Below are 6215 nucleotides of genomic sequence, written 5' to 3' on the forward strand. Positions count from 1 at the left end.
CGGACGGTATTCTGGCGTTTTAGAGGTGAACAACGTGGAGCTTTTATCTGGTGGTGAGATGCTCGTCCGCTTTTTGCGTGACGAAGGCGTCGACTATATCTACGGGTACCCAGGTGGTGCTCTGCTGCATGTTTACGACGCACTGTTCAAGGAACCGGCTGTTACCCACATCCTGGTTCGCCACGAACAGGCCGCGACCCATATGGCTGATGGTTACGCCCGTGCCACCGGTAAAGCCGGCGTGGTACTGGTAACGTCCGGCCCAGGCGCAACCAATGCCATTACCGGCATCGCGACTGCCTATATGGACTCCATCCCGATGGTGATCATTTCCGGCCAGGTGCCAAGCACCATGGTGGGTACCGATGCATTCCAGGAAACCGACATGATCGGTATCTCCCGGCCGATCGTGAAACACAGCTTCATGATCAAGCATCCGTCGGAAATCCCGGAAGTCATGAAGAAGGCCTTCTACCTCGCACAGTCCGGTCGCCCGGGCCCTGTGGTGGTCGATGTCCCGAAAGACATGACCAACCCGGCGGAAAAATTCGAATACGTCTTCCCGAAGAAAGCCAAGCTGCGTTCCTACAGCCCGGCCGTTCGTGGGCATTCGGGTCAAATCCGCAAGGCGGCAGAAATGCTCCTGGCGGCCAAGCGCCCTGTGTTGTACTCGGGCGGTGGCGTGATTCTGGGGGGCGGTTCAGCACCGCTCACCGAACTGGCCAAACTGCTTAACCTGCCGGTCACCAATACCCTGATGGGCCTTGGCGCATTTCCGGGGACGGACCGTCAGTTCGTCGGCATGCTCGGTATGCACGGCAGCTACACCGCCAACCTCACCATGCACCACGCCGATGTGATTCTGGCTGTAGGCGCACGGTTCGATGATCGAGTGATCAACGGCGCGAGCAAATTCTGCCCGAATGCCAAGATCATCCACATCGACATCGACCCGGCGTCCATTTCCAAGACTATCAAGGCCGATGTGCCGATCGTGGGGCCAGTGGAAAGCGTACTGACCGAAATGGTTGCCGCGCTCAAGGACATCGGCCAAGCGCCGAACAAAGAGTCCGTGGCCAGTTGGTGGAAACAGATCGACGAATGGCGCGGTGACCGCGGCCTGTTCCCTTACGACAAGGGTGACGGCAGCATCATCAAGCCACAAACCGTGATCGAGACCCTGTGCGAAGTGACCAAGGGCGACGCCTTTGTGACCTCCGACGTGGGCCAGCACCAGATGTTCGCCGCGCAATACTACAAGTTCGACAAGCCTAACCGCTGGATCAACTCCGGTGGCCTGGGCACGATGGGCTTTGGTTTCCCTGCCGCCATGGGTGTGAAACTGAGCTTCCCTGACACCGACGTCGCGTGCGTCACCGGTGAGGGCAGCATTCAGATGAATATCCAGGAGCTGTCGACATGCCTGCAGTACGGGCTGCCGGTGAAGATCGTGTGCCTGAACAACGGCGTGCTGGGCATGGTTCGTCAGTGGCAGGACATGAGTTACAACAGCCGTCACTCCCATTCCTACATGGAGTCGCTGCCAGATTTCGTCAAGTTGGTTGAAGCCTATGGCCACGTCGGCATTCGCATCACGGATTTGAAAGATCTGAAGCCGAAGATGGAAGAGGCGTTCGCCATGAAGGACCGCCTGGTGTTCATCGATATTCAGGTGGATACCAGCGAGCACGTCTACCCGATGCAGATCAAAGACGGCTCTATGCGTGACATGTGGTTGAACAAGACGGAGCGTACTTAATCATGCGGCATATTATCTCCCTGCTTTTGGAGAACGAACCCGGCGCTCTGTCTCGTGTTGTCGGCCTGTTTTCGCAACGTAACTACAACATCGAAAGCCTGACTGTGGCGCCAACTGAAGACCCGACCCTGTCGCGCCTGACGTTGACCACCGTGGGTCACGATGAGGTCATCGAACAGATCACCAAGAACCTCAACAAGCTGATCGAAGTGGTCAAGCTGGTCGACCTGTCGGAAAGTGCCCACATCGAGCGCGAGCTGATGCTGGTTAAAGTCAAGGCCACGGGTGCTCAACGTGCCGAGATCAAACGCACCACCGACATTTATCGCGGGCAGATCGTCGATGTGAGTGCCAGCGTTTATACCGTTCAACTGACCGGTACGAGCGACAAGCTGGACAGCTTCATCCAGTCGATCGGGACGGCCTCGATTCTGGAAACGGTACGCAGTGGTGTCACCGGGATTGCCCGTGGCGACAAAGTACTCAGCATCTAACCCAAATTAGCGAATGGCCTTACGGCCTGGATATATAGAGGAACCTCATGAAAGTTTATTACGATAAAGATTGTGACCTGTCGATCATCCAGGGCAAGAAAGTCGCCATCATCGGCTACGGCTCCCAGGGTCATGCACAAGCCTGCAACCTGAAAGATTCCGGCGTTGACGTGACTGTCGGCCTGCGCAAAGGCTCGGCCACTGTTGCCAAGGCTGAAGCCCATGGCCTGAAAGTCACTGACGTGGCTTCCGCCGTAGCTGCTGCCGATGTGGTCATGATCCTGACCCCGGACGAGTTCCAGTCCACGCTGTACAAGAACGAAATCGAGCCGAACATCAAGAAGGGCGCCACCCTGGCCTTCTCCCACGGTTTTGCGATTCACTACAACCAGGTTGTGCCGCGCGCCGACCTCGACGTGATCATGATCGCGCCGAAGGCCCCGGGTCACACCGTACGTTCCGAGTTCGTCAAAGGCGGTGGTATTCCTGACCTGATCGCGATCTACCAGGACGCGTCGGGCAACGCCAAGAACGTTGCACTGTCTTACGCTTCCGGCGTGGGCGGCGGCCGTACCGGCATCATCGAAACCACCTTCAAGGACGAGACCGAAACTGACCTGTTCGGCGAACAAGCCGTTCTGTGCGGCGGTACCGTCGAGTTGGTAAAAGCCGGTTTCGAAACCCTGGTTGAAGCTGGCTACGCGCCGGAAATGGCCTACTTCGAGTGCCTGCACGAACTGAAGCTGATCGTTGACCTCATGTACGAAGGCGGTATCGCCAACATGAACTACTCGATCTCCAACAACGCCGAATACGGCGAGTACGTGACTGGCCCGGAAGTGATCAACGCCGAGTCCCGTCAGGCTATGCGCAACGCCCTGAAACGTATTCAGGACGGCGAATACGCCAAAATGTTCATCAGCGAAGGCGCAACCGGCTACCCTTCGATGACCGCCAAGCGTCGTAACAACGCCGCTCATGGTATCGAAGTCATCGGCGAGCAACTGCGCTCCATGATGCCGTGGATCGGTGCCAACAAGATCGTCGACAAAGCCAAAAACTAAGTCGTATGTATCAAGAGAAAACGCGGCCTAGGCCGCGTTTTTTCGTTTGGGAGGACGGGTTCTGGTATAAAGCTGCATCCTTTGCGTGCGAACACTCGCCGCAAGTACTTGTCGAATTTTTTTCACACCGTTGTAAGGTAAAGTCCATGAGCGAACGTCCCGAAGAGCCAAACCAGGCTTCTGACGCCGAAAGCCTGCTGCCGATCGATGAGCATGTCGAAGAAGGGCATGACGCGGAAGGCCGCAAGGTCCGGCATCGTGGTATCTATCTTCTGCCCAACCTGTTCACCACGGCGAACCTGTTTGCCGGGTTTTATTCCATCATCAATTCCATGAGTGCCCAAAGCGCCCTGGCGGCGGGGGATGCGGCGAGTGCCAGCAAGTATTTCGGCTTTGCTGCCATCGCGATTTTCGTCGCCATGGTGCTCGACGGCCTTGATGGTCGTGTAGCGCGCATGACCAATACTCAGAGCGCCTTCGGTGCAGAGTACGATTCGCTATCGGACATGGTTGCCTTTGGCGTTGCTCCCGCGTTGCTGGCATTTGCCTGGGCACTGGGTGATATGGGCAAGGTCGGCTGGATGGTTGCCTTCATCTATGTCGCGGGGGCTGCCTTGCGCCTGGCGCGTTTCAACACTCAGGTGGGAACGGCCGACAAGCGTTACTTCATTGGCTTGGCCAGCCCTGCTGCTGCGGGAGTGGTCGCGGGTATCGTGTGGGCATTCAGCGACTACGGCATCCAGGGTTCGAAAATGTCGTTCCTGGTGGCCTTGATGGTGGCTGCGGCCGGCATGCTGATGGTCAGCAACATCAAGTACAACAGCTTCAAGGAGTTCGACCTCAAGGGGCGAGTGCCTTTTGTGGCGATCCTGATAGTGGTATTGGTGTTCGCCGTAGTTTTCAGCGATCCACCGCGCATTCTGCTGCTGGCCTTCCTGGTTTACGCGGCTTCGGGGCCGATTCAGTATTTACTGCATCTGCGTCGGGACAAAACGTTGCCTTAATGTAATTTCCCCCATACTCCGCAGTCTATTGGTGCATCAGTCCTCCAACACTGCGGAGTAGCCATGTTAATCAAACTTCCCAAAGCCTCCGATTGTCACGAATCGGATGTCACGCCTGAATCCTTCTACCTTTCTCGTCGTAGCTTGCTCGGTGGTGCGCTGGCCGGCATCGCCGCCACTGTTCTGCCGCGTTGGGCCAGTGCTGGTGATGCTTCGCGTTATGCTGATGTTGAGCCGGGCAAGGCGCCGGCCTGGTTTGCCGAAAAGCTGTCGGGAGCCAAATGGCAGGCGGTTACGGTAAAGGACGAGGCTATTACGCCGTTCAAGGATGCCACCCACTACAACAACTTTTATGAATTCGGTACTGACAAGGGCGACCCGGCGGCGAACGCAGGCTCACTCAAGACCGAACCTTGGAGTGTGGTCATCGACGGCGAGGTGGCGAAGCCGGGGCGTTATGCCTTGGAAGATTTCATGAAACCTCATCAATTGGAGGAGCGGATCTACCGTTTGCGCTGCGTTGAAGCGTGGTCGATGGTTATTCCGTGGATCGGTTTTCCGATCTCTGCTTTGCTCAAGCAGGTTGAGCCGACATCAAATGCCAAATACATCCGTTTTGAAACGCTTCAGGACCCTAAGAGTATGCCGGGTCAGCGGTCGAGTTTCGGATTGATCGATTGGCCTTATGTAGAAGGGCTGCGCCTGGATGAGGCGATGAATCCCTTGGCGATCCTTGCTGTGGGCATGTATGGGCGGGAGTTGCCTAACCAGAATGGCGCGCCATTGCGTTTGGTGGTGCCGTGGAAGTATGGCTTCAAGAGTGTGAAGTCCATTGTGCGGATCAGCTTGCTGAGCGAACAGCCTAAGACTACCTGGCAGAGTATTGCGGCCAACGAATATGGGTTCTACGCAAACGTGAACCCTACAGTCGATCACCCTCGCTGGACCCAGGCGCGGGAGCGGCGCTTGCCGAGCGGTTTGTTCAGTCCGAATGTGCGCGAAACGCAAATGTTCAATGGCTATTCGGATGAGGTCGCTTCTCTCTATACAGGTCTCGATTTGCGGAAGAACTATTGATGCGTTATCCCATCTGGCGCATTGGCGTTTTTATAGCGGCGGCGATATGGCCGTTTTACTGGCTGTATGAAGCATGGCGTTCTGTGCTGGGGCCTGATCCTGGGAAAGTGCTGATGGATCGGTTGGGGCTTGGGACGCTGATCTTGCTATTGATCACCTTGAGCATGACACCGCTGCAGAAGCTTAGCGGGTGGGCCGGGTGGATTGCGGTGCGGCGACAGTTGGGACTCTGGTGTTTTGCGTATGTGGTTCTGCACCTGGCGGCTTACTGCGTGTTTATCCTTGGGCTTGATTGGTCGCAATTGGGAGTGGAGCTGCGTAAGCGGCCTTACATTATTGTCGGTGCGCTGGGGTTCATTTCCTTGTTGGTGCTTGCGGTGACCTCAAACCGCTATAGCCAGCGCCGGTTGGGTAGCCGTTGGAAGAAGCTGCACCGTCTGGTGTATGTCATTCTGGGGCTCGGTTTGCTGCATATGCTGTGGATCGTGCGGGCTGATCTGAAGGAATGGGCTATCTATGCATCTATAGGTGCTCTGCTTTTAATGTTGCGTTTGCCTCCAGTGATGCGCCGGATCCCTCGTCTTATTGCGAAAAAGGCCCCCTCTGCAACAAAAACGTAATTATTGCTTGACGGCAAATTGTATCTGTCTATAATTCGCCCCACTTCCGGCGCAGTCGAAACTGAAAACTCCTTGATAAACAAGAAGTTAAGAAGATTCAGGCAGCGACTCGCTTCAGTTCATCGAAGCCCAGAAGGAGTTGGTAGGGCGGTGTTGTTTGGCTCTATCAACGGTTCGATCTTCTCGGTCGAAAGCGG

The 6215-nt window shown here is 56.1% G+C and carries 6 protein-coding genes; all 6 read left to right on the plus strand.

All coding sequences use genetic code 11. The features are described from left to right. Positions 1–34: 34 nt before the first annotated feature. The 6 genes from C9383_RS19525 (at position 35) to msrQ (ending at position 6018) form a co-directional block, all read left to right on the plus strand. Positions 35–1759 (plus strand): acetolactate synthase 3 large subunit, encoded by a 1725-nt coding sequence (locus tag C9383_RS19525; protein ID WP_090365838.1) that lies wholly within the window; start codon positions 35–37, stop codon positions 1757–1759. 2 nt (positions 1760–1761) lie between these two features. Continuing rightward, positions 1762–2253, plus strand: a complete 492-nt coding sequence (gene ilvN, locus C9383_RS19530) for an acetolactate synthase small subunit (protein WP_003176102.1) — start codon at positions 1762–1764, stop codon at positions 2251–2253. A gap of 47 nt (positions 2254–2300) precedes the next feature. After that, positions 2301–3317: a ketol-acid reductoisomerase gene (ilvC, locus tag C9383_RS19535; protein WP_060752233.1), complete on the plus strand. Its 1017-nt coding sequence runs from the start codon at positions 2301–2303 to the stop codon at positions 3315–3317. A 146-nt stretch (positions 3318–3463) separates the two neighbouring features. Continuing rightward, a complete protein-coding gene (pssA, locus tag C9383_RS19540; RefSeq protein WP_060752232.1) occupies positions 3464–4321 on the plus strand; it encodes a CDP-diacylglycerol--serine O-phosphatidyltransferase in 858 nt (285 codons plus the stop codon). Positions 4322–4384: 63 nt separating this feature from the next. Beyond that, the gene (msrP, locus tag C9383_RS19545; RefSeq protein ID WP_090365832.1) at positions 4385–5398 is read left to right on the plus strand and encodes a protein-methionine-sulfoxide reductase catalytic subunit MsrP; all 1014 of its coding nucleotides are present in this window, start codon (positions 4385–4387) and stop codon (positions 5396–5398) included. After that, positions 5398–6018, plus strand: a complete 621-nt coding sequence (gene msrQ, locus C9383_RS19550; protein WP_090365833.1) for a protein-methionine-sulfoxide reductase heme-binding subunit MsrQ — start codon at positions 5398–5400, stop codon at positions 6016–6018. Before msrP ends, msrQ begins: the two co-directional genes overlap by 1 nt. The last annotated feature ends 197 nt before the right edge of the window (positions 6019–6215 follow it).

The sequence above is a fragment of the Pseudomonas palleroniana genome, from assembly GCF_003031675.1.
In the GTDB taxonomy this organism is placed as follows: domain Bacteria; phylum Pseudomonadota; class Gammaproteobacteria; order Pseudomonadales; family Pseudomonadaceae; genus Aquipseudomonas; species Aquipseudomonas palleroniana.

Coding starts and splice junctions, on each gene's coding strand:
- pssA (WP_060752232.1), top strand. CDS start 3,464: ATGAGCGAACGTCCCGAAGAGCCAAACCAGGCTTCTGACGCCGAAAGC.
- ilvC (WP_060752233.1), top strand. CDS start 2,301: ATGAAAGTTTATTACGATAAAGATTGTGACCTGTCGATCATCCAGGGC.
- ilvN (WP_003176102.1), top strand. CDS start 1,762: ATGCGGCATATTATCTCCCTGCTTTTGGAGAACGAACCCGGCGCTCTG.
- msrQ (WP_090365833.1), top strand. CDS start 5,398: ATGCGTTATCCCATCTGGCGCATTGGCGTTTTTATAGCGGCGGCGATA.
- msrP (WP_090365832.1), top strand. CDS start 4,385: ATGTTAATCAAACTTCCCAAAGCCTCCGATTGTCACGAATCGGATGTC.